The following is a 24642-nucleotide window of genomic DNA, read 5'->3' as shown; positions in this document are numbered from 1 at the left end:
TTAGAGCTTGAGAGACATCCATAAAAAAATCCAAGTGCATTAAATACACTTGGATTTTGACAGCTCTGAAGGATCGTTCAACCGATCACTTTAGTTCTAACTGATCGGCATTACCAGCAATGCTGGCCTCTTTCGTTACGGTTTAATGGTTCGCTTTAACCGTGAGTGATGACATTCTGTTGCACTAACGCATCCAAAATATCTGACGGCATGGTGCCACTTAGCGTTAACTGAGGAGCAAGGTCTTCAACCACAATCACCTGTTCCGTAGTGCCTAAACCATCAGACTTGATCGTAAGCTCAATATCATCCCCTTCCACTTTCGCGTCTATCTGTTGCAGTAACGCGGTCATGTCTGGAGATGTGTTCTTCAGCTCTGGCAATACTTCGCGCAAGTCGATCTGGTCACCTTCAGATAGGCTGAAATCAGTAATGGTGTCTTCAACGCCATCTTCGATATTAAGCCATACGAACGAATCCATACCATCGCCACCGGTTAGAATATCTGAACCGCCACCGCCAATCAGTGTGTCGTTGCCGTCACCACCAACCAGCGTATCATCACCCATACCACCTTCCAGTCGATCATTACCTGAACCACCCGTTAAGTCAGTCGCATTAGCACCAGCCAGTAACTGAACATCATCAGTTTCCGAAGCCAAGTTAATATCAACCGCGTTAGACACAATGTTCAAGTTCAGGTCAATCGATGCCGAGGTTGATGTATCGTTGTTATCAGTCTCTTCAGAAACCGCCTCAACTTTAAGCGTGTAGCTACCCGGAGTTTGAGAAAGCCCTACTGCCTGCAAGCTTTCGATTGCATCCGCCGTTGCTACCCAAACACCGCCACCGAGGTCGGTCACAGAACCGACATCACTGGTGATTTGAGCACCAGCAGGCACATCACTGATATGCAGCGTTAGCTCCTCAGTAATGTCCGTTAAGGCAGCGATAATTCCAACCAAAGGAATGCCGCTTGGACTGGTTGGTGTATCAATCAGTGCATTTAGGTCACTCAAAGTGCCGACTAAGATAACCGAACCAGTGTTGTTGCCGTTGACCATCACCGTAGTCACTGCAGGAAGTGAAACGTTCAATGTACCGTAATCCACTGTCAGCGTGACGGTCATGAGATCATCGGAAAATGTATCAACATAATCAGGGTCACTGACATTGATACCACTCAATAGCTGACCAGCGTCCTCATCAACAACCATGGTGACACTGTCACCATTAACGACAGGTGTATCGTTCACTCCATCGACAATCGCGGTGATCTCCGCAGTATCGGTTAGGAAATCATTGGCACCGTTGGTAGTACCATCATCTTCGACGGTGTAGGTGAACTTAACGTTACCGTTGTATTCATCAGCCGCCGTAAATATCCAGTACGGGCCAGTAATCATAGCGTCATCAGCACCACCTAGGTTCTCAAAGCGCTGTAACTGGCCTTGGCCTTCGTCGAGCACCAGATTGGTCACGGTAATCGTGTCGTTTTCCGGATCGCTCGTTGCAGCAATTAAATCCCCCTAACTGACCTTCTTCAAGGATGTTACCTAAGTCGATATCCGTTGCCACTGGCTGATCATTCACTTCCGTTACCACAACACTGATTTCGCCGGTATCTGTTAAGAAATCATCAGCGCCATTGGTTGTACCATCGTCCTCAACGGTATAAGTGAACTTAACATCACCGCTGTATTCATTGGCTGCGGTAAATACCCAGTAAGGGCCAGTGATCGTAGCATCATCAGCACCGCCCACGTTCTCAAAGCGCTGTAATTGACCCTGACCTTGATCGAGCACCAAACTGTTCACGGTAATCGTGTCGTTTTCCGGATCAGTGGTTGCCGAAATCAGGTCTTCCTCTTTGATGATCAGCTGGCCTTCTTCAAGCATGGTGCCCAAGTCAATATCCGGTGCCACTGGCTCGTCGTTCACTTCAGTAACCACAAGGCTAATTTCAGCATTGTCAGTTAAGAAATCATCCACACCGTTGGTGGTACCGTCATCAATAATGTCGTAATTGAACTTCACATCGCCATTAAAATCATTGGCTGCAGTGAATATCCAGAATGGTCCAGTTATCCCAGCGTCATCAGCACCACCAGCATTTTCATAGCGTGTAAGCTGACCTTGCCCTTGAGTAAGAGTCACACCGGTTACTGTGAGATTATGGTTTTCTAGATCAGAACTGGCTGCAATCAAGTCACTTTCAACACTCACGATTTGACCGTCTTCCGCAATCGAGCCTAAATCGACATCAGTAGCCACCGGAGCGTCATTCACTTCCGTCACCTTAATAGTGAACGTAGTTTGATTGGTTTGAGCTGTATTCGGATCACCCGCGTCAATCAAGCCGTTATTACCACCATCATCGAGCGTTGCATTGATCGTAACTAAACCAGTCTGGTTGAGGTAATTCTGATCTGGATCGAGTTTAAATGTCACAACCCCATTGGTCAACGCGGTATTGATGTCAGCTTCTTTACCGGTAATCACAAGCGAACCATCAGGCTGCAATACAAACGTCACGTCAGGTGAGCTCGTAAACTCAAACACGCCTTGCGCTCCCGGCAGTGATTGATCCACTTGTAACATCAGAACATACGGCGCATCTGGGTTGTCAAAGTTAGCGTCAACATCGTAGATACTGAAGTTGTCGATAGCGATGCTAATATCTTCCGGCGTTTCAATGTTGGTCACATTCACAAACGTCGGTTGATCGTTGATAGGATCAATCACTAAATCAACATCGAAGCTGGTTGGCGTACCTAAGTATTCGGTGTTGTCAGTGTCTGTATCCACCGAGCGAACCGTAATTTGCAATGGTCCGTTAATGCCAAGCACATTGCCCGCATCGCTGTTGTGTTCACCCGAATTAAATACGATCTTATCGAGTGACTGAGCAGGAACATCAAGTGTCCAAAGCTGCGTCGCCGGATCGTAGCTAGCCAATGTCGTGCCATCTGGATAGAAAATAGAAGCATCTTGAGGCACACCCGCCACTTCAACTCGAAGTGTTTCAGGAGCATTTTCAGTAAACGTCCCACTTCCTGTTGCAGACAATTCTTTGTCCAAAATAATCGCATTGATTTCGATATCAATATTTTGGCCTTCATTGCCTGTCACAGAGTCGGTCGGGTTAGTATCGACATCATCACCAACAGGTACCACATGCAGTTTGAAGCTTGGCAAGTTTGCCGCCGCAGTAGGCACACCCAACAAAGATTCTTGAGTGAAGACTTCCACACCAAACTCGGCCGTACCACTGAAGTTTTTCGGTGGTAAAATCGACAGCTCACTCAGGTCGAATGACAGTCCTGATGCTTGGGGCAGTTGATCAAAGCTCAGATCGTTGTTATCGAAACCATCTACATGATCTAACGCTTCAAGCAGAGTATAGGTGTATTCACCCAACGTACTCGTAGAGAAGGCTATCGTGAACACTGGAACTTCCGCGCCCGAACCATCAGTAATAAAACCGATATAAGTACCTGGGTTAGTAGAGTCTTCTTTTATCTCGACCGCAAAACCATTTGATTTTAGCGCACCGCCGACATTGAATTCGGTTGGTTCAATACGGAATTTAGCTACATCATCACTACCAGCGGTAAAGGTAATCGTTTCGGTAGCGCTGACCGCACTTCCGCTTGGAGAAGATCCATCAGCTAGATTGGTTTCAGATAGAGTAACAGGCGGAACCAAATCAATGATTGGATCTTGGCCGTCAGTGATACTCAGCTCAAGTGTTGAGGTATCAGTGTCTCCATCACCATCTTCAGCTAAAAATGAAAACTGTTTGACGATAGTTTCACTGCTTGAGTGGTCGATATCACGAGCGACTTCAAAACTGAAATCACCGTTTAATGAGATAGTGACGACACCCTCAGTAAAACTGAAGATCTGATCAGCATCAGGCAATAAACTTTGGTCTAATGAATAGTCAACACCGTCGTAGTTGAAGGATTGAATTGTCGAACCATCGGCGCCTTCGAAGTTGAATAGGTTATACGAAACCACGGTATCGCCGGCTAAGGTCGGCTCAGTGACAGATTCAACCTTATCAACTAACTCAACAACATCATCTGTGACATTGACGAGAATCTCAGCGGCTTCTGGTGTGTTCGAGCCTCCAGACAGTGCAGAGCGATCTCCATCCGCATCAACGGCATAAATCGGCAGAGCAAAGGTCAACAACGCGTCTTCAGCACCTTGGTGAGAAAGCTCTTCGTACAGAGTGAATTCATAGTTCCCCAATGACGGACTATCAACTTTAACGTCAAAGACCGTAATTCTAGAACCATTGACTTCAACATAGCCTTCGTAAGTTCTTACACCGTTAGTTTCATCAATAAGCTCAAGCAACACGGCTTCGCCATTAGACGTTAAAGAACCCCCAGTATTAAACTCCGTAGGTTCAAGCTCGTAATGATCGATGATGTCGCTTTCGAAAATATTGGCAGTGATACTTCCGCTACCCGCTACCCGCTACGGGCGCGGTTCCCTCTTGAGAACCACCAACAATACCTGCTTCATCAATATCAATACTGTCAACATTAGTCACAACCGGGCTATCGCCATCAGTAATCTCAATGTTAATGGTATTAGTTACAACATCTTGGTCAAAATCCGTAATCGTGATCGGCAGCGAAAAAGAGAGTGAGTCAGTGCCGATCTGTTCGATCGGATTAAACTGCTCAAATTTATAGGTGCCATCGGTATCAAGTGAGATAGTGAGAACCACCTCACCACGACCTTGGATTGCCAGAGTGATCGTCGTACCATCATCAGAGAGTCTTGCCAGCGTGTTCTGATTATCACTGAGTACGCCATCAAACTGCTCTAATGCACTTGCATCAAAGACTGCTGATTGAAGGTTATCACTCCCAATATTGGAGAACGTGCCTTCAATTGCTGCACTGCTCGTTTCAACGTTACTGATATTCACACTTTCAGCGGACGGATCTACCCCGTCAAATACGGTAACTTGCGTGTTGATAGGTGTTGCTAATGGATTTCCAGCGGTGTCTCCGCCTTGAATATCGAAGGTAATATCTATTTGATCTCCAATATAGGAAACTTGGCCACCACCGACAGACGCTACATGATCTATCGGCTGAAAAATCGTTGTGATTAAAGAAAGCTCAATGTTATTTCCAACACTGACGGCATTAATGTCGATACTTAAAACTGTATCGGTACCTTCAACACCAACGATAGAGTTGGTTGCCGCGTCATAAGTGAAGGTGACAGGCTGACCACTTGAGGTTATGTCACTGTTTAGCTCACTGAGTAATGAGGCGAGGGATAAAGTCTCTGGAGCAAAAGAATCTGGAGCGAGCGCTAAACTACCAGCAATGATAGTTTCTGTCGTCGTGATAGATTGAGGATAAGTATTATCAGATATCGAGCCTTCAGTAAGAGCTTCACTGATTGATTGGCCACCTGATGAACGAGTGATCGACCTGAATTCTTCTCTGTCTTCATCAACGGTTTGTTCTGCTAGACCAGCGGTCTAAAAGAATGTCGATGGATGAGTTTCGGTGTAGTTACAATCAATCGTCACAAAGCCAGCATTTGCAGAACCTAACCCACCACCAGCGGCCGTTGCCTCTAAGATTTGAGTCGGATCGGCACCACCTAAAATGGCTTCTTGAATTGCAGCAAGGTCATCTTCGGTGAAGGTTTCTGCGTCTGTTTGCTGTAAGTCAAAATTAACCTCACCGGCGATTGGAGCGTCTACCCATGCGGCAGTTTCATCAACACAGCCAACACAATTCTCTCCAACCGGAATCGAATCATTCTGAACGCCTAATACAAGCTCTTACTTGTTGGCCGTAATCACGATCTCATTTTCACGGATGATATCGCCAACTGAAATCTTTCTTGCGCTGCCGTCAGGCTTAACTACGACGACATCTCCACTAGTTGCTTCAACTACCGCAACCTGGCGCGAAACTTCGATATCCATATATCCCCCGTTGTCACAAAGCACTATTCTCTAGAGCTGTGAAAATTATTTGTAATAGCAATTTCAGGTTTTAATTAAACACATACTTAGCTCTCATCAATGGCAATCCATTGTTATGCCCAATAGGCTTGAAAAGAGAGAAGTATTTCACCTGTTTTTTTATAGTTTACTTACCCTTAAGCCTAGTCTTCCCCATAAAAAATGCCATGTCTGTGCGACGAGACGTCTTTTCACAAATCTAGGTATTCTGGCTGGGATTTGAAAACCTGAGTTAAAAGTTAGTAGGATACTGATTTATATGCAAATAAACGCACAATGTAATTACACCTCTTCGTTTTATAAATATATACAGTAATAAAGTTGATAAATCATTAGCGAATGTGGGGCATTAATAGAGGTGAGATATGCGTTAACAGCAAAGCAGAGGCAAGTCCCACATTTTAGACAAAAACCAGAGTAAAGATGATGTATTTACATCCAGAATCAATTAAACGACTTGCATAATGCACACATGATAGTGCATTAATTCATAACAATGAGGAACTGCTCATTTCCAACGATGAGTACTCTATTTCTCCACCACCAAAAACAAAAAGCCCACTAAGTTGAACCTTAGTGGGCTTTAAAATCAGTATGTAGCGTTATGCTGTTAGCTGTAAAAGATTATGATTTAGCGAGGCGATTCGCCGTCCAAACATAAAGCAGTTCAAGAGCAATCGTCGCGCCAGCCAATGCGGTAATTTCGCTTTGGTCATACGCTGGAGAAACTTCTACAACATCCATACCAACCATGTTGATACCTTGTAATCCACGGATGATTTTCAAAACTTTATCTGAGTTCAAACCGCCGCATACTGGCGTACCTGTACCCGGAGCAAAAGCAGGATCCAGACAATCGATATCAAACGTTAGGTAAACTGGCTTATCACCAACAATACCTTTCACTTGAGCAATGATCTCGTCAACGCTCATGTCATTCGCTTGCATCGCATTAATGACATTAAAGCCGTGACCTTCCTGTTTGTACTCAGTACGAATACCAATTTGCACTGAATGCTCAGGCGAGATTAAACCTTCATTAGGCGCATGGTAGAACATAGTACCGTGATCGTAACGACTGCCCTGACTGTACGTGTCAGTATGTGCATCGAAGTGAATCAGAGCCATTTCACCGTACTTCTTGCCGTATGCTCTTAGCAAAGGCAGTGTAATAAAGTGATCGCCACCTAAACCTAACAAAGTTTTACCACTGTTTAGAATCGCATCAGCGGCTGCTTCTAAACGCTGAGTTAAGTCTTCAGCATCACCGCAATCAAACACAAGATCGCCAGCATCAATCACCGAGGTATGTTCAAATACATTGAAGTTCCAAGGAAACTTTTTGCCTTCCCACGCCAAATTTACCGATGCACGACGAATCGCATCAGGTCCCATACGCGCGCCCGGACGACCCGAGGTCGCCATATCTAACGGCGCGCCCAACACAACCACATCAGCATCGTTATCGATTGGGTTCTGCACCAATGGACGGCGCATAAACGTCATCGCATTGGAGTACAGCGAGTAATCTGGTTTCGTAAATAAATCGTTCATTAAAAATCCTCAAGATAGGTGTAACCCATCAAGCCTTGCTCTAACTCTTCAAGTACACTTTGTTGCTCTTGCGCAGGTACTTTCGCCGTGACCAAATCTTTGTAGTTCTGGCGAATCAGATCTGTATCAATGTGAACATAACGCATCATGTCTTCAACCGTATCGCCTTCATTGATGTAGTCGATATTCGCTTGACCACTTTCATCAACATTCACCACGACACTGTGCGTATCGCCAAATAGGTTATGCATATCACCCAAGATTTCTTGGTATGCGCCTACTAGGAAGAAGCCCATCAGGTAGGGTTCATCTGGGTTCCACGCTGGCACTGGCAATGTTGTTTCAATGCCTTGGCCATCAACATACTGGTCAATCGTACCGTCAGAGTCACAGGTGATATCCAATACCACAGCACGTCGCTCGTCCGCATTATCCAAACCGCTTAGTGGCAACACAGGGAACACCTGATCGATACCCCACGCGTCTGGCAATGATTGGAACAACGAGAAGTTCACGAAGAACTTGTCGGCTAAACGCTCGCTCAACTCGTCCAAAATAGGACGGTGGTAACGGTTCTTAGTGCTCATACGAGAGCTAAGTTCGTAGTTGATACGCAAAGACATCTGCTCAGCCCAAGCACGGTGCTGAAGATTCAGCATGCCTGTTGCAAATTGATTGTGCGCTTCTGCGATATCACTCTGCGTGTCGTTGTAGATCTCAATCAACGCTCGGTCATCATTACCTGCATCTAGCTCTAAGAAGTTCTTCCACATGTTGTTTAGTAACATTGGGGCATCAGCTTCAGGCGCAGCCATATCTTCCGGAGAATAGCTTTCTGTACCGATCACGTTAGTAACAAGCACGGCGTGATGCGCAGTCAACGAACGACCAGATTCAGAAATGATCACAGGTTGTGGCTGATTGTAGAGCTTACAGATATCCCCTACTGTCATCACAATGTTTCGAGCGTACTCAAGCAAGCCGTAGTTCATTGAGTTTGAAGACTGGCTACGTGTACCGTCGTAATCAACCGCCAAACCACCACCAACATCTAAGTACTTCAATTGAGCACCGATATCGCGCAGTTCACAGTAGAAACGAGCCGCTTCGCTCACACCATTTCGTACATCACGAATATTGGCCATTTGTGAACCAAGATGGAAGTGTACTAGCTCTAGAACATCAAGCTGCTCTTCTGCTTTCAAGCGTTCAATAACGGTAAGCACTTGTGATGCAGACAAACCGAACTTCGACTTCTCACCACCACTTGCTTGCCATTTTCCTGCGCCTTGAGAGGCAAGACGAATACGCAAACCTAAACGAGGTTTCACGCCAAGTGCTTTCGCTTCAGAAAGAACAAGATCAAGCTCTGACAGCTTCTCTAGAACGATAAAAACTTTATGACCTAGCTTTTCGCCAATAAGCGCAAGACGGATGTATTCTCTGTCTTTGTAACCGTTACACACGATCACTGAGCTCGCTTTTTGAGCCAGTGCCAATACCGCTAATAGTTCAGGCTTGCTGCCCGCCTCTAGGCCTAGCTGCTTTTGCTCTAATTGAGCTTGGCTCGCTAAGATCTCGTCAACCACTTCTTTCTGTTGGTTAACTTTAATCGGGTAAACAAGCAGGTAACGGTTGTCATACTGATATTCGTCGATCGCTTGGTTAAATGCGTTACAGATATTGTGCACACGTTGATGCACTATTTGAGGAAAACGCACAAGAGCAGGCAAACCAATATTTCGCTGCTCTAACTGTTTTACGATCTGACTAAGCGGAACTTGATGATCCGTTTCGCTCGGTGAAACATACACCTCGCCGTTATCATCAATTCCATAAAAACCTTGGCTCCAGTGCTTTACATTATACTCAGCACGGATGCGTTCCAAATTAACCGAATTTTCCAATTCTAGAGACCTCACACTATAGGGCCATCGACAGAAGATACCTCATTGGAATAGCGAGGTATAACCCAACAAAAAACGTTCGAAAACGATTTGTTGGCTGCATTAACCGATATTATTAAGAGTGAGTCCAACCATTGATATTTGTGGTTACGATTACGTTTTTTTATCGTCGATCCGACTTAAAGTGACAGGTAAGGTATTACAAGGTTTTAGGCCAAAAAACAGGCTGAAGCGCATTAGATTTAAAGCACTTTCTAACAAAAAATCAGGTGAATAAAATACCAAAGACACATAAATTTTTTGGCTAATCTGGTCAAGTTAAGTCAGGGTTGTGGCAAATATAACCACTTATCTACCAGAACTGTCGCTATCATCCCGATACCTTGTATCCTGTTATCCCATGCCGATTAACACTTCGTTCTTCCAACTAAAACTCGCTTACTTCAATGTTGTAACCGCTCAATTATTAAACTTTTCTCGCACATATCTTGTATTCGGTTCGATCTTCTTGTAATTTCAGCTGACCAACCAATCGGTCAGCTTTCGAATTTAGGGGATACTATGAGCCATAATCTAGACCTTGAACCAACCACGTCGAACACCAACGACATGGATAAAATATTCAACCGACAAAAAGATCACTACCGCAGTCATGTTAGTCCAACGCTTGAGCAGAGAAGAAAAGACCTCTCGAAATTAAAAGCGTTGTTAATGCGCTATCAAGGGCAATTGATTGATGCGGTGTCTGAAGATTATGGTCATCGCGCAAAACACGACAGCTTGATTGCTGATATCACCCCTTCTCTTCACCAAATTAATTACAGTGATAAGAACCTTAAGAAGTGGTTGAAGCCATCTCGTAGAAAAGCAGGCTTGATGCTAACACCAGCGAAGATCACTGTTCACTATCAACCGGTAGGCGTTGTAGGCATTATCGTTCCTTGGAACTTTCCTATAATGCTCTCTTTAGGTCCTCTCATCACTGCGTTAGCGGCGGGCAACACTGCAATGCTCAAGATGTCCGAGTTTACTCCTGCGACCAACCGAGTGTTGAAAGCCATGTTGGCCGAAGGTTTTAACGAAGATCAAGTTGCGATTATCGAAGGTGAAGCTGACGTTTCCGCGAAATTTAGCCAGCTCCCGTTTGACCATATTCTATTCACAGGGTCGACCTCTGTGGGTAAGCACGTAATGAGAGCAGCAGCCAATAACTTAACGCCAGTCACTTTGGAATTGGGTGGCAAGTCTCCAACGATTATTGCCCCTGACTTTGATGTGGCTGACGCCGTTGAACGCATCCTGTTTGCAAAAAGCTTAAACGCTGGTCAGATTTGCGTAGCACCCGATTACATCTTATTGCCACGAGAAAAAGTCGATGCGTTCATCACAGCTTATAAGCAATACTTCAAAAAGCTGTATAAAGCAGGCATTGAGAGCAAAGACTTAACCTCTGTGATCGATATGCGCCAATACAATCGTTTGAAAGGTGTGATTGCAGATGCTCAATCTAAAGGCGCAGTTGTTCACACCGTCACCGAACAAGCGCAAGACGATGTAAACCACAGAATGACGCCGCACCTTCTCACCGAAGTGAACGACGACATGGTCGCAATGCAAGAAGAGTTGTTTGGCCCCGTACTGCCTATCGTTCCTTATGATTCTATTGAAGAAGCGATCAACTACATCACAGCAAGAGAACGTCCACTTGCTCTGTACCTGATGAGTCATGATAAGCAGACTCAAGACCAGTTCTTATCAAATACGCATTCTGGCGGTGTTTGTATCAACGACTCGCTAGTGCATGTGGCAGCAGAAGACGCGCCGTTCGGTGGCATCGGCCCTTCAGGCATGGGACACTATCATGGCATTGAAGGCTTCAAGACCTTTAGCCATGCCAAAACTGTTCTAAGTAGAGGAAAAATTAACTTCACCAAGTTAATGCATCCTCCTTACAACAACCCAATCAAAAAGATTCTGTTCAAAGTACTAAATAGATGATTACGAAAAGGAAAAAAATCCTAGATGCTGCACTCCTACTCTTCTCTCAGCAAGGGCTAGAGGGCACATCTACAGGACAAATAGCGAAAACAGCAGGCGTCGCAAAAGCGACACTGTTTCATCACTTCGAGAACAAATCTCTACTGATTGATGAACTGTTTCGTGAACTGAAAATAGAGCTATTTTCTACCCTTGACCAGCACACAGAAATCGCTGAACAAGATCGCTACCAAGCCTTTAAGTTCATGTGGATCACAGGGCTTGAGTGGGCGTTAGAAAATCCAGTTGCGATGAAGTTCTTCACCAATGTTCATTTCGACCCGACGACTCAAACTCGAGAAGTGATTGTTTCAAAGATGTTCGCATCGTTAGACGAGATCATTTTGAAAGGACAAGAAACTGGTGAGCTGATGGTGTTAGACATCAACCTTGTTAGGCACTTCATCCACAGCCACTTTTTGATTTGTGCAAACTGGTTGATTGAGCAGAATGAGTTACCACTAGAGCAGTCAGCCAAGTACATCAGCGATAGCTTTGACATGTGTTGGCGAGCTGTCGGCGGACAAAACCTGTAATTTGCACATTATTTGAAGCTCTTGCTTTCAAAGAACACTCTAAAGCGCCTCATGGCTATATCTATATAAAGGCATGAGGCGCTCTAATTATTTGGATACATTTTAATCACATCACCATATTGACTTTAAGCACCTTCTTTCAGTAACATCACACCATCACTTCAAAAGAGAATAACGCCATAATGAAGTACTAACATCCTGACATCCGATTTATTTTTATAAAAATCATTTGGACATTCGGGGTTAGTGGGCGTTACTTCGTCATCTATTTTCGCGACAAATCAAGCTCTTAAAGATCCGTTTTTTGACAACCTACATCTTTAAGATCAGCACCTAAAGACAGAAATCAGATCAGCACTCTATTTCCTATCTTTGATTGGTACGCTACCTAAGTAACGTCTTTGGCGATCTATACATAGAATTCTGTGTAGGGTTCTATATAGAAAAAGCGCCTCACCCCTTTTACTCGTTTACACGTAAAGGGAGGTATTTTTATGCCTACTATATTAGCCAACAATCTCTCATTCCAGCTCGATACTGGTGAGTGGTTATTCAAAGACATCACCTTTAATTTGAGCACTCGCCTTACAGGTCTAGTTGGAAGAAATGGAGCTGGGAAGTCACTACTGCTTTCGTTACTGGTCGGGCAAAAACAGCCCACAACAGGCAGTATTTCCAAACAAGGCTCGATCGGCTTTTACTCCCAGTTACCTTCAAGGCTGCTGGATAGCACAACCAGCGTTGCTGACTTCCTGGGGGTCACTGAAAAGCTCGATGCCTTGCAAGCCATCGAGCAAGGTAGCTGCGAACTTCAACACTTCAATATCGTTGGTGACGATTGGGGTTTGCAAGAAAGCACTCAACAGCTTTTAGCCACATTGAAAATAACCAGTGGGTTGACCACGCCGTGCCATACATTGAGCGGCGGGCAGCTATCCCTATTGCAGCTTCATCGCTTATTCGTATCAAACTACGACGTACTGATTCTCGACGAACCGACAAACCATTTGGATAACGACGGGCGCAATTGGTTACTAGAACAGTGCCAGTTGTTTGAAGGAAAAGTACTTGTCGTCAGTCACGATCGAAGCTTATTGAGACACATGGAAGGGATCTATCACCTCAATAGTTTGGGCATGCGTTTCTATAAAGGGAATTACGATGATTACTTCACGCAAATGTCGAATCAAAGTGAAGCACTGGACAAGCAGATAACGCATCATCAATCGGAAAAGAAACGGCTCGAGCGCCAAGCTCAGATTAACAAGGAAAAAGCTCAACAACGTGAGGCTCAAGGTAACCGACTCCGAAAATCAGGTAGCCAACCCAAGATATTATTGGATGCCATGAAAGATAAAGCAGGGCGAACCCAAGGCGCATCGGCAACAAGCCACAAGAACTTAAAGGATCAAAACCAACATAAGCTTCAATCTCTTAAAGAACAGCAAGAGCAACTGAAGCCGCAAGCGTTGTACCTACAACAAGCGAATAGTTCTAAAAAACACTCACTATTAACCGTTGAAGAGTGTCGCCTGAATTTTGGTTCTGGTGCTCCTATTAGCTTCTCTCTATCACAAGGGGAACGATGCTATCTAACCGGGGCTAACGGGTGCGGAAAATCGACACTGTTAAAAGCCATTCATGGCCAACACTCGAACTATATTGGATCCATTAAGCGCTTAGGGGCGACGGTATACTTGGATCAACACTTTGGCCTGTTGGACACCAACGACACCATGTTCGATAGTTTGATGACACACAGCTTTGGGTTAACAGAAAGTGACGCTCGAACCTTGTTGGCAGGGGTTGGGTTCAGACGAGACTCTGTATACCGAAAAGTGGCTTATTTAAGTGGTGGTGAAAAAATGAAACTGGCGATGTTGATCGTTAGCCATAAGCAAGACACCCCGCTTCTATTACTCGATGAACCGGACAACCACCTAGACATCGACTCAAAGCAAATATTGGCGTCCGCTTTACGTGAATACCAAGGCGCATTTATCTTGGTGAGTCATGATGCTGATTTTGTTAAGGAGGTCGGCGTCAGCCAAAACCATATACGACTTTAACCTTCGTAAATTCGTTCACTTAGTTTAGTTAAGCGAGCATCGCTCCGGTGCTCGCCTTTCTCGATTGAGACAAGTAAACTACACGCCTCGAACATCTATTCATAAGGCTAAGGTTTGCATACTCTAGAACAACTTAAATCAGGGCAACTTAAAGGGATTAAGCACTTAAAACTGTCAGCAGAGCTCACTGAATTTCCATTAGAGATCTTAGAGCTTGCCGATTCTCTAGAGGTTCTAGACCTTTATGGAAACCAGCTATCAAGCTTACCAGACGAGCTATCACAGCTGACTAACCTGCGTATTATCTTCGCATCGAATAACCTGTTCACGCACCTTCCTGATGTTCTAGGTACTCTTCCTAAGCTCGAAATGGTTGGCTTCAAATCTAATCAAATTAAAACCGTCAGCGAGCAATCTTTACCTGCTCAATTACGTTGGTTGATCCTGACAGACAATGCAATCGAGGTTCTCCCTCACTCACTAGGTGAAAGACCACGCCTGCAAAAGCTCGCATTGGCAGGTAACAAGATTCGTGTTTTACCAGAAAGTATGGAAAACCTATCAAACCTTGAACTGGTTCGTCTGTCTGCAAACCAACTGACTGAATTCCCAGAGTTCCTTATCAAGCTACCAAAACTGGCTTGGTTAGCGTTTGCGGGTAACCCGTTTTGCAAGCACCCAAACAGCTTAGATAGCGTGCCTGCCGTAAGCTCACAATGCTACTCACTCAATCAAGTGCTGGGCCAAGGTGCGTCTGGGGTAATTTCTCATGCTAACTGGTTAAATCGTGACTTTGAATTCCCACAAGAAGTGGCGGTTAAAGTATTCAAAGGCGAAGTAACAAGCGACGGTTACCCACACGATGAACTCGAAGCGTGCCTTCAAGCTGGTCATCATAGCAACCTAGTGAAGTCTATCGCTCAAGTTGATGAAGAGAACTACCTAGCACTGGTGATGGAGCTTATCCCGAGCAACTATTACAACCTAGGTTTGCCCCCTACTCTTGAAAGCTGCACTCGTGATACATTCAACAAAGGCTTTAAGCTTTCAATTGCTCAGATCAATAGCATTACCGAACAGATGATTGATGTGTTTGAACACCTTCATGCCAATAAGGTTTGTCATGGTGATCTATACGCACACAACACTTTAGTTAACGAGCAAGGTCAGATGATCTTTGGTGACTTCGGAGCTGCGACTATCTACGGTTACCTAACTGAAGAGCAGCAACAAGGTATTCGCCGAATTGAAGCACGTGCGCTGAAGTACTTTATTGAAGACCTATTGACGGTTTGCGCTGCAAGCGATATCAATTCAGAGTTGTATAAGAAACTCGAAAGCTATCACGCATAAGAGCTACCAAGCTTAAGCGTTCAATCAAGTTTCTCCAGAAATGAAAAAGCTAACGTTTATCGTTAGCTTTTTTGTTTTGGAATTTAGTGAATCCAATCAGGCTCAAGTTTGGCTTATTTCTGTTACAGATGACTTAACTAGCTTCCACTTGAACAAGCTTAAGGTAAGAGTGGAGTTCTTGATTCTTATACTCCACTGCCGAATGAATATTGAGGTCTTTACACGCAACAACATCAAACTGGTAACGATTGTCACCTTTATTGATTTCGACTTGCAGCAACCCGCTTTTCAGCAACCAATGACCTTGGGTTTCAAATCGGTCAAACAAACGATATTCCGTTAGACTACCATCAGAATGAAAGTGAACCTCGGTAATGTACCCTGCTGGGCAACTTTTTACCCAAGTCCGCCCTAAGACATCTTCTTCAACAAAGTTTCTTTTGCTCTCGCACCACTTTAAATAATCGGCACTCTCACTCAGATCACTATCAAGGTCATTTTTAGACAGTAACGTTTGCTCTTGCTGTTCACGACAGTAAAGCTGAAGCAGTGTCTGCTGGTTATTACTCATTAATCGCCATCCCTAGCTAATCAATCTAATCCAATCAGGCTTAAGCTACCAACTCATAAGAAACCACATACAGCTGAGAGATACCCGGATAGATATCTTGAATCACGTCTTTGAGTACTTGCAGCGTCATGTTCTCTTGCTGAGCATGGAATTCACCTAAGTCATCAAACAGGATTGGTTCAACACTGATGATCTTAAGGTTACAGAACACACGGCCTTGCTCTAGCGTTGATACTTCCACAACACTGCCCGGCTGGTAATCGCGTTCAGATTCATCGCGAATAGTAATGGTCTTTTTGCCAGAAAGGATGTCAGTTTCAAAACGTTCGAAGAACGTCATAGTGGTAGGTGCGGTCATTTATCTCGGTCGCTTAACATTAAAGGTTAGGTAGATGTTTATATACCAGAATGCGTGTTCAAGCGAATAAAAATTAGATGCGGAATTTCATCTCGTCATTCCCTAGACTGACGAAGGAAGGAGTAGGGAATCTCTAAAGAGCCAAATTACAGGCAATAAAAAAGGAGAACCGAAGTTCTCCTTTTCTTAAACCTTTAAGCTAACTCTAAATTATAGAGATGCTTTCGCTTTTTCAACTAGAACAGCAAATGCTGCTTTGTCGAATACTGCGATGTCAGCAAGAATCTTACGGTCGATCTCGATAGATGCTTTCTTAAGGCCATTGATGAAACGGCTGTAAGATAGACCATTTTGACGAGATGCCGCATTGATACGTGCAATCCAAAGTTGACGGAATTGACGTTTCTTGTTGCGACGGTCACGGTAAGCGTATTGACCAGCTTTGGTAACTGCTTGGAAAGCTACGCGGTAAACACGTGAACGTGCTCCGTAGTAACCTTTAGCTTGTTTTAGAACTTTCTTATGACGTGCACGAGCTTGTACACCACGTTTTACGCGAGGCATTATGCTTCTCCTAAACTAAACGAATTTATAAACTAAAAAGAATTAAGCGTATGGCATCATACGTAGAACTGCAGCCACTTCACATTTTGGAAGGATTGAGTTCGGACGAAGCTGACGCTTGTTCTTAGTAGTACGCTTAGTCAGGATGTGACGTTTACCAGCGTGCTTAAACTTAATACCACCAGCAGTTTTCTGGAAACGCTTAGCAGCACCTTTGTTGGTTTTCATCTTAGGCATGATGAATAACTCCGCATTGTTGAGTTGTTAATAACATAGTAATTAGGGCGAATAAAACCCTACAGCCTATGGCTGCAAGGTTTAATTACTTGTAAAGCCGTTAATTACTTCTTTTTAGGGGCCAACACCATGATCATCTGGCGACCTTCAATTCTCGTTGGGAAAGATTCGACAACTGCAAATTCTTCAGTATCGATTTTCAAACGATTAAGAACGTCAACACCGATTTCTTGGTGAGCCATTTCGCGGCCACGGAAGCGAATTGTTACCTTCACTTTGTTGCCGTCTTCAAGGAAACCAGTCAGGTTGCGTAGTTTTACCTGATAGTCTCCAATATCAGTTCCAGGTCGGAATTTAATTTCCTTGATCTGAACCTGCTTTTGCTTTTTCTTCTGCTCTTTCGCAGCTTTGCTCTTCTCGAAGAGGAACTTACCGTAGTCCATCACACGACAAACTGGCGGCTCGGCGTTAGGGCTGATCTCTACAAGATCCATACCAGCTTCATTTGCAGCTTCCATCGCTTCAGCGATTGTTACTACACCAACAGCTTCGCCGTCTGCGCCAGTTAGACGCACTTCACGAACGCCACGAATGTCACCGTTTAAACGGTGCTGGTTTTGTTTGGCCGGTTGTTGGCCACGTCTTCCGCCTTTAATAGCTATTCCTCCAGATTGAGCTTACGGCTTGAAACCTCGGCTTGGATGTATGAAATAAAGTCATCCACTTTAAATTTGCCAAGGTCCTTACCTTTACGTGTACGTACTGCAATTTCGCCGGCTTCCATTTCTTGGTCACCACACACAAGCATGAACGGTACACGTTTCAAAGTATGTTCGCGGATTTTAAAGCCAATCTTCTCATTTCTCAAGTCTGCTTTGACTCTAAATCCACTTTTTTGCAGTTTTTTCGCAATTTCTTGTACATATTCAGACTGTTTGTCTGTAATGCCCATAACAATTGCTTGTTCTGGCGCCAACCACGTTGGGAAGAAGCCAGCGTATTCTTCAATAAGAATACCGATGAAGCGTTCTAGTGAACCTAAAATCGCGCGGTGAATCATAACTGGCGTGTGACGCTCGTTATCTTCACCTACGTAAGTTGCACCTAAACGTTCTGGTAATGCAAAATCGAGCTGCACTGTACCACATTGCCATGCGCGGTCCAAACAATCATGCAAAGTAAATTCAATCTTAGGTCCGTAGAACGCACCCTCGCCTTCTTGAATCTCGTATGCAATCTCCATCGCCTCAAGCGCTTGCTTAAGATCGGCCTCTGCACGGTCCCACATTTCGTCTGAACCTACACGTTGTTCTGGACGAGTAGATAGCTTAACAACAATGTTTTCGAATCCGAAAGTTGTGTAAGTATCGTAAACCATTTCAATACAAGCTTTAACTTCTTGCTGAACTTGGTCTTCAGTACAGAATACGTGAGCATCATCTTGAGTGAAGCCACGAACACGCATAATACCGTGAAGTGCGCCAGACGGCTCGTTACGGTGACATGAGCCGAACTCAGCCATACGTAACGGTAGATCACGGTAAGATTTCAAACCTTGGTTAAAGATTTGAACGTGACCAGGACAGTTCATTGGCTTGATCGCGTATTCACGGTTCTCTGAAGAAGTCGTGAACATCGCTTCAGCGTACTTATCCCAGTGACCAGAGCGTTCCCAAAGAACACGGTCCATCATTAATGGGCCTTTAACTTCTTGGTAATCGTACTCAGTCAGCTTCTGACGAATAAATACTTCTAGCTCACGGAAGATAGTCCAACCATTGTGATGCCAGAACACCATGCCTGGTGCTTCTTGCTGCATGTGGAATAGATCTAAGTGCTTACCGATTTTACGGTGATCACGCTTAGCCGCTTCTTCTAGGCGCACTAGGTGAGCCTTAAGCGCTTTCTTGTCGTGGAATGCAGTGCCGTAGATACGTTGAAGCATCTTGTTGTCACTGTTACCACGCCAGTAAGCACCCGCTACGTTAAGTAGTGTGAAGTGTTGGCAGAAGCCCATATGTGGAACGTGTGGACCACGACACATATCGATGTATTCTTCATGATGGTACAGGCCTGGACGATCGTCTTTAGAAACGTTCTCATCCAAGATTTCGATTTTGTAAGTCTCGCCGCGAGCTTCGAATGCGTCACGCGCTTCCTGCCAGCTAACTTTCTTCTTAACAACCTGATACTTGGTCTTCGCTAGCTCTTTCATACGCTTTTCAATCTTTTCTAGATCTTCTTGCGTTAGAGAGTGCTCAAGGTCGATATCGTAGTAGAAACCGTTATCAATAGTAGGACCGATCGCCATTTTCGCTTCTGGAAAAAGCTGCTTAATCGCGTGACCTAAAAGGTGAGCACAAGAGTGACGAACGATCTCAAGGCCATCAACTTCATCTTTAGCTGTGATGATTTCTAGGCTTGCATCGTTTTCGATAAGATCACAAGCATCAACACGCTCGCCGTCTACACGACCAGCAATGGTTGCTTTCGCAAGACCAGGACCGATTGATAGGGCAACATCTAGAGTTGATACAGGGTTGTCAAATTGACGCTGACTACCGTCAGGAAGAGTAATAATTGGCATTATTTGTCCTTTACAGTGGTGTTGCACACCAAGCAACACATGAAAATGTTTAATATATGTTTTTCAACCAACAAGTATGTTGATCGGAGATATATGCATAATAAAGATACCCACATAGAAGCAAATACAGATGCCCCATTTGTGAGTAGCCGAACATTGTAACGAAATTATATGAAATGACAATAATGCACTAGACATGAGATCGAGGAAAACTGTCATCTCTAAATGACAGTTAGTTTATGATCAAATGACTAAGGCTATATTTATACTCACAGTAATACTTGCTCTCTGTTTAGGTCTTTCAACCGATAACAGAGAAGCATACGTGCTTATAGAATCAGCCACCCCAGGAATCCTCGGAGCTATTCTTGGTGGGATTACTGCCGGTATATCTATAATTTTTAGCGTACTGCTTACTGCAACTTCATCACCAAATACTAAAGTAAAGTTAGGGACATTTACAGGATTTCTATTGGGTCTCAAAAAAGATATTCTTTATCTTATTATGTGTCTTGTTGCATCCTTACTACTTCCATACCTCAGGGTAACTGGTATCCCATTACTTAGTTATCCTATCCATGATTTGATTCCTAATAGGGATGTGTTTTATACAGCCATTGAGCTCACTATTATCGTTGTATCAGCTGCAATCATTATTGAAGTGTTTAATGTTATGTTTACTCTTTTTCATCATTTTTCAACTTTATTAGATCCAGAAGAACAAAAATAGCCGATCAGGTCATAAGTGAGATTGTCTGACTTACAACCTAATCCTCTGAACTCTATTTGTAATACCACCTACGCACTCATGATTCTTGATACAGCGTTGCGAATGTCTGAGTCGGCCGCGTTAGCAGGCAAGCTGAATGAGATGTATTGGTCGCCACGGAAGCTCATTGAGCGATCGATTTCTGCTAGGCAGTGAACTATTGAGCCTTCAACGATGAATGACAGCTCGATCTCTTTGTTATTCATAAAGCCACCGCTGCGAAATTCAATCTCTTGATAACAGCCCGAACGTGAAGCAAAGCTGTTGCCTTTCAAGAAGCCCTTCTCTACGTCTGCTTTCACCATTGCCATACCCGATGCTTCAACACCTTGGATAATTTTAGCGACCGTTGGCAATGGGTGTACGGAGATGAAGTCACGGTCTTTAGGGTCAATCGCGAAACCGATATCTAGGTTGGTTTCTACCCACACGTGACACTGATTCATTTGCGCGTTCAACGCGGTGACTGGCGTTTCATCATTTAACTTAAGACGGAATGGAACCAGTTTGGTTTCACCCGGTTGGATAACGAAAGGCTCTACGGCTTGAATACGACCCAGTGAAAAGGTTTCGTAGCTTGTGCTGTCTTCCGTTTCTACTTTTACTTCTGTGTTGAGAACCAAGTTAATCAGGTCGATTTGTTGCTCAACGTCGCCACCAATAATGTGAACATTGCCAGACAACTCTCCACCTTGGAAAACTTCAATATTATCTAAGACGGTATCAACCTTTGCTGCACCGATGCCCAACGAGGCCTTTAATTTCTTAAACATATTATTTCCCTTTCTAATTATCTGATTTACGAATAGTTATTGCGTGACAATTTGCGACACTTGCCTCACAGAATCAAGCAATTTGCCCCATCTATGTTGAATAAGGTCACATTGCCCGAGGAAATGTTGAAATCGTGAAAAATTCCGTTACTCTATTTGTATAGTCAAATAAGGTTTCATTATGTCGAAAGCGCCGCTCTACCTTCAGATAAAACAGTTCATAGACGACAATATCACCAGTGGTCACTGGCCAGTGGGTTACCAGATAACCACAGAACTCGAACTCACAGAGCAGTTCAATGTGAGTCGAATGACGGTCAATAAAGCCATTCGAGATCTGGTGTCTGAAGGCAAGCTCATTAGGAAGCCAAGACTGGGGACTTTTGTTTGTGAGCCCGACGAAAAAGCGCAATCTCCCTTGCTTGATATCAACAACATCGCACAAGAAATCAAAGACCGTGGCCAAACGTATACTAGCCAAGTTATCAAACACGATAGCATTAAGGCTGATGAAAGCACCGCCACACGGTTAGGTGTAATGATTAACGCCGAAGTATTCTATAGTGAAATCATCCACTTGGCTGACAATACACCGATACAATTGGAAGCGCGTTGGGTGAACTCTCAAGCCGCTCCAAAATACCTAGAACAAGACTTTTCAACCTCGACACCCAACGAATACCTTTCAAAAAGCTGCCCGTTGAGTGCTATCGAGCACACGGTTGAAGCAATTATTCCAGACTTACAAATCAGAACGTCACTAAAGCTTTCTGAATCAGAGCCTTGCCTTCTTTTGAATAGAAGAACATGGAGCAAAGAACGGCTCATCAGCTTTGCATTGCTCTACCATCCTGGCTCTAAGTACAAATTAAGCTCCAAGATACTTCTAGATTAAAGAACATCATCCTGATCGCCGATCACATTTTTGCAACATCAACTTGATTCGGGTCAGCGTTTAGCCTATTTATTTGTATATACATTTAATGTTTAGCAAAGATCTAGGTGATTATGAATTTGATCCTCAAAAACGCACGAGTGGTCTCCATGAGTTCGGGAGCCGATGGTTATCAGCCCTCTTCCCCTCAAAATATCGCTATCGAAAACGGTAAGATCGTGTCCATCTCTTGTTCAAACCACGAGGCACTTGCTTCTGAATTAGAGCAAGTAAGTGTTGATGGTTCTTTGGATTACGTCACCTATGACTGCAAAAACAAGTTAGTCACCCCTGGGTTAATTGATTGCCACACTCACCTTGTATTTGCAGGTAATCGTGCCAATGAATTTGAGCAGCGTTTGAATGGTGTGTCTTACACCGACATCGCCAAGCAAGGTGGCGGCATTCTGGCGACAGTAACCGCGACCCGCGCAGCGCAAGAATACGAACTGGTTGAAATGGCTTTGCCTAGACTCGATGGCCTGCTAAGAAGTGGCATAACCAGCATCGAAGTAAAATCTGGCTATGGTTTAACACTTGAAGATGAGCTCAAGATGTTACGCGCAGCTAAAGCGTTAGAGAATCATCGCCGAATTAAGATCACCACCACTCTCCTTGCTGCCCATGCTGTGCCACCTGAATATAAAGAACAACCGGACAGCTATATCGATCTGGTTTGCCAAGAGATCATTCCTAAAGCTGCAGAGCAAGGGCTCGCCGATGCGGTTGACGTGTTTTGCGAATCTATCGGCTTCAACCTAGAACAAACAGAACGTGTCTTTGCAGCAGCCAAAGAACATGGGCTCGCGATTAAAGGCCACACTGAACAACTTTCGAATATGGGTGGCAGTGCGCTTGCGGCAAAATACGACGCACTCTCTGTTGACCATGTTGAGTACCTTGATGAAACCGGAGTCAAAGCACTGGCTGAATCAGGCACAGTTGCCACCTTGCTACCCGGTGCTTTCTATTTCTTGAAAGAGACTCAACAGCCACCTATTGCCCTACTTCGCAAACACAACATTCCAATGGCGATAGCGACCGACTTAAATCCCGGCACTTCTCCTTTTGCTGACTTAACGCTAATGATGAACATGAGCTGCACCCTATTTGGCATAACGCCTGAAGAAGCGCTACGCGGTGTAACTTGTCATGCTGCGGCTGCTATTGGCGACTCACAAACCAAAGGTAAAGTTGAAATTGGTTATGCCGCTGATTTGGCTATCTGGAATATCGAGCACCCAGCAGATCTGAGCTATCAAGTTGGTGTTCCTCATCTGCATAAACGCATTGTTAATGGCGAGGTGTGTCATGACTCAATCTAAATCCAACGGCATTCAAGATAGCGCAACAACCGTACATAACTTTGTGTGGACAGGGCGCAATGATCTTGAAGATGGTTCGCAAGGTACTCGTGTCCACCACATCACCAGTCAAGTGCAAAGTAGTCATTCAAATAACGAGCTTACTGATGGCGCTATCGCTTTGGTCGGCTTTGCCAGCGATGCAGGCGTTGCAAGAAATAAAGGACGCGTAGGCGCGAAACAAGCCCCCAACCTGATTCGCCAAGCGCTGGCGAATATGGCTTGGCACAGTGATACACGCATTGCTGATCTTGGCGATATCGAATGTAACGATGGTCAACTTGAAGTCAGTCAAAAACAGTGTGCTTCGGTTATTGCCTGTGCTTTATCAACCAACAAAGTGATTACCCTTGGCGGCGGTCATGAAGTGGCTTGGGCATCTTTCCAAGGCCTCGCTGAGCATCTACATAAAACGGAACACCGACATAAAGCGGAACGCCTTGATAAAGGTCAGCCTGTACACAAACCAAAAATAGGAATCGTCAACTTTGATGCTCACTTTGATCTTCGTGAATTTAAAAGCAACATCGCCGACGTTAAACCCAGTTCAGGCACGCCTTTTAACCAGATCAGCGATTACTGCCACAAACATCAATGGCCATTCCAATACGCTTGCCTTGGTGTGAGTGCAGCCAGCAATACCAAAGCGCTGTTTAACAAAGCTGACCAACTGGGTGTTTGGTATGAACACGACCGCAACATGACCCAAATAAACCAAGTCGCTCAACTGGTTAAGTTACAAAGATTCATCGCTGAGTGTGATTACCTTTATCTCACTATCGACTTAGACGTATTCCCCGCCACTACGGCACCGGGCGTAAGTGCACCAGCGGCAAGAGGTGTGAGCTATGAAGCGCTCGCTCCTTTTCTAGAACAGATTTTCAAACACAGTGAAAAACTCATTATCGCGGACATTGCGGAATACAACCCAGACTACGACATCGATGGCCAAACGGCTCGATTGGCGGCGCGTTTGTGTTGGGACATAGCCAGTGCAATGGCCAGCGACTAATCCA

At 44.5% G+C, this 24642-nt stretch carries 19 protein-coding genes and 1 pseudogene; 8 read left to right on the top strand and 12 right to left on the bottom strand.

Annotated features, from left to right (window positions below; all coding sequences use genetic code 11):
• Positions 1–155 precede the first annotated feature (155 nt).
• The 5 genes and pseudogenes from ED652_RS24015 to speA form a co-directional block, all read right to left on the bottom strand.
• Positions 156–4900: pseudogene (locus tag ED652_RS24015) on the bottom strand (Ig-like domain-containing protein); the annotation flags it as partial.
• A gap of 618 nt (positions 4901–5518) precedes the next feature.
• On the bottom strand, positions 5519–5797 hold the full coding sequence (locus tag ED652_RS24005; protein ID WP_254051706.1) for a retention module-containing protein: 279 nt from the start codon (positions 5795–5797) through the stop codon (positions 5519–5521).
• Between the two features lie 30 nt (positions 5798–5827).
• On the bottom strand, positions 5828–5974 hold the full coding sequence (locus ED652_RS24000) for a hypothetical protein (protein ID WP_254051704.1): 147 nt from the start codon (positions 5972–5974) through the stop codon (positions 5828–5830).
• A 663-nt stretch (positions 5975–6637) separates the two neighbouring features.
• Positions 6638–7567, bottom strand: a complete 930-nt coding sequence (speB, locus tag ED652_RS14900) for an agmatinase (protein WP_122055321.1) — start codon at positions 7565–7567, stop codon at positions 6638–6640.
• Positions 7567–9474: an arginine decarboxylase gene (speA, locus tag ED652_RS14895; RefSeq protein ID WP_122055322.1), complete on the bottom strand. Its 1908-nt coding sequence runs from the start codon at positions 9472–9474 to the stop codon at positions 7567–7569. The genes speB and speA overlap by 1 nt, the downstream gene beginning before the upstream one ends.
• A 561-nt stretch (positions 9475–10035) precedes the next feature.
• On the opposite strand from speA, the gene ED652_RS14890 reads away from it, so the two are divergent.
• From ED652_RS14890 to ED652_RS14870, 4 genes are all read left to right on the top strand, one after another.
• Positions 10036–11472, top strand: coding sequence for a coniferyl aldehyde dehydrogenase (locus tag ED652_RS14890; protein ID WP_122055320.1), 1437 nt, complete (start codon positions 10036–10038; stop codon positions 11470–11472).
• Positions 11469–12047 (top strand): TetR/AcrR family transcriptional regulator, encoded by a 579-nt coding sequence (locus ED652_RS14885; protein WP_122055319.1) that lies wholly within the window; start codon positions 11469–11471, stop codon positions 12045–12047. Before ED652_RS14890 ends, ED652_RS14885 begins: the two co-directional genes overlap by 4 nt.
• Before the next feature lie 494 nt (positions 12048–12541).
• Complete coding sequence (locus ED652_RS14875; RefSeq protein ID WP_122055318.1) at positions 12542–14116, top strand: ABC-F family ATP-binding cassette domain-containing protein; 1575 nt, start codon at positions 12542–12544, stop codon at positions 14114–14116.
• A 114-nt stretch (positions 14117–14230) separates the two neighbouring features.
• On the top strand, positions 14231–15469 hold the full coding sequence (locus ED652_RS14870) for a leucine-rich repeat-containing protein kinase family protein (protein WP_122055317.1): 1239 nt from the start codon (positions 14231–14233) through the stop codon (positions 15467–15469).
• 133 nt (positions 15470–15602) lie between these two features.
• On the opposite strand, the gene ED652_RS14865 is transcribed toward ED652_RS14870, so the two are convergent.
• The 6 genes from ED652_RS14865 to thrS form a co-directional block, all read right to left on the bottom strand.
• Positions 15603–16040 (bottom strand): hypothetical protein, encoded by a 438-nt coding sequence (locus tag ED652_RS14865; protein WP_122055316.1) that lies wholly within the window; start codon positions 16038–16040, stop codon positions 15603–15605.
• Positions 16041–16080: 40 nt separating this feature from the next.
• Positions 16081–16398, bottom strand: coding sequence for a N(4)-acetylcytidine aminohydrolase (gene yqfB / locus ED652_RS14860; protein WP_048663543.1), 318 nt, complete (start codon positions 16396–16398; stop codon positions 16081–16083).
• Between the two features lie 210 nt (positions 16399–16608).
• A complete protein-coding gene (gene rplT / locus ED652_RS14855) occupies positions 16609–16962 on the bottom strand; it encodes a 50S ribosomal protein L20 (RefSeq protein WP_004733517.1) in 354 nt (117 codons plus the stop codon).
• 42 nt (positions 16963–17004) lie between these two features.
• Positions 17005–17199, bottom strand: coding sequence for a 50S ribosomal protein L35 (gene rpmI / locus ED652_RS14850; protein WP_004733518.1), 195 nt, complete (start codon positions 17197–17199; stop codon positions 17005–17007).
• 104 nt (positions 17200–17303) lie between these two features.
• On the bottom strand, positions 17304–17855 hold the full coding sequence (gene infC, locus ED652_RS14845; protein WP_076646145.1) for a translation initiation factor IF-3: 552 nt from the start codon (positions 17853–17855) through the stop codon (positions 17304–17306).
• Positions 17856–17857: 2 nt separating this feature from the next.
• Entirely contained in the window at positions 17858–19786 is a 1929-nt protein-coding gene (thrS, locus tag ED652_RS14840) for a threonine--tRNA ligase (protein WP_029223062.1), read from the bottom strand.
• A 325-nt stretch (positions 19787–20111) separates the two neighbouring features.
• Between thrS and ED652_RS14835 the strand changes: the two genes are divergently transcribed.
• Positions 20112–20516: a hypothetical protein gene (locus tag ED652_RS14835; RefSeq protein WP_162929947.1), complete on the top strand. Its 405-nt coding sequence runs from the start codon at positions 20112–20114 to the stop codon at positions 20514–20516.
• A 68-nt stretch (positions 20517–20584) separates the two neighbouring features.
• Here ED652_RS14835 and ED652_RS14830 read toward each other — a convergent pair whose 3' ends face one another.
• A complete protein-coding gene (locus ED652_RS14830) occupies positions 20585–21328 on the bottom strand; it encodes a sporulation protein (protein WP_122055314.1) in 744 nt (247 codons plus the stop codon).
• 181 nt (positions 21329–21509) lie between these two features.
• Between ED652_RS14830 and hutC the strand changes: the two genes are divergently transcribed.
• From hutC to hutG, 3 genes are all read left to right on the top strand, one after another.
• Positions 21510–22223: a histidine utilization repressor gene (hutC, locus tag ED652_RS14825; protein ID WP_122055313.1), complete on the top strand. Its 714-nt coding sequence runs from the start codon at positions 21510–21512 to the stop codon at positions 22221–22223.
• Positions 22224–22336: 113 nt separating this feature from the next.
• The gene (hutI, locus tag ED652_RS14820; RefSeq protein ID WP_122055312.1) at positions 22337–23587 is read left to right on the top strand and encodes an imidazolonepropionase; all 1251 of its coding nucleotides are present in this window, start codon (positions 22337–22339) and stop codon (positions 23585–23587) included.
• Positions 23574–24638 carry a formimidoylglutamase gene (gene hutG, locus ED652_RS14815; RefSeq protein WP_122055311.1) on the top strand — a complete coding sequence of 355 codons (1065 nt, stop codon included), beginning with the start codon at positions 23574–23576 and terminating at the stop codon, positions 24636–24638. Before hutI ends, hutG begins: the two co-directional genes overlap by 14 nt.
• Positions 24639–24642: the final 4 nt, after the last annotated feature.

It is taken from the genome of Vibrio sp. Evd11 (assembly GCF_900382755.1).
Classification (GTDB): domain Bacteria; phylum Pseudomonadota; class Gammaproteobacteria; order Enterobacterales; family Vibrionaceae; genus Vibrio; species Vibrio lentus.
The sequence above is the reverse complement of the archived record's forward strand: the minus strand, read 5'-3'. Positions and strand labels throughout refer to the sequence as shown.